Source organism: Tepidicella baoligensis, assembly GCF_013432195.1.
Taxonomy (GTDB): domain Bacteria; phylum Pseudomonadota; class Gammaproteobacteria; order Burkholderiales; family Burkholderiaceae_C; genus Tepidicella; species Tepidicella baoligensis.
This window is the reverse complement of sequence record NZ_JACCDB010000045.1, coordinates 1-344: the sequence shown is the minus strand read 5'-3', so window position 1 is coordinate 344 and position 344 is coordinate 1. Positions and strand designations below refer to the sequence as shown.

Here is a 344-nt window from a genome sequence, read left to right as displayed (position 1 = left end):
CGGCGGGAATCGAACCCGCGTCCGCAAGTCCTTTACAGAGCGTTCTACATACTTAGTTCAGTCATTTGATTTAACCGGCGCGACGCGGACGAACACGCTGCGCGACGACGAGTCACTTGGAGTTAACCCCGGCCGTCGTGACACCGGCCGAAGCGATCCGATATGAATGACCTCGCGTGGCCTTGCGGCCCTAGCCTATCGGCAAGCTAGTGCGAGGACGGCGCGCAATTAAGCGGCCAGCTGGTAACGGTTGTCGTTAGCAGTTATTGCGTTCCCATTGATTAACGAGGTGACGGGTCCTCGGTATGCCCGCTACTGCTTCGCAACCCACGTCGAAACCAGGT

Annotated in this window: 1 other RNA gene; it reads right to left on the bottom strand. The window is 58.1% G+C overall.

From position 1 onward, the window contains the following. Position 1: 1 nt before the first annotated feature. Positions 2–343, bottom strand: a transfer-messenger RNA (tmRNA) gene (ssrA, locus tag HZS63_RS13820). Position 344 lies beyond the last annotated feature (1 nt).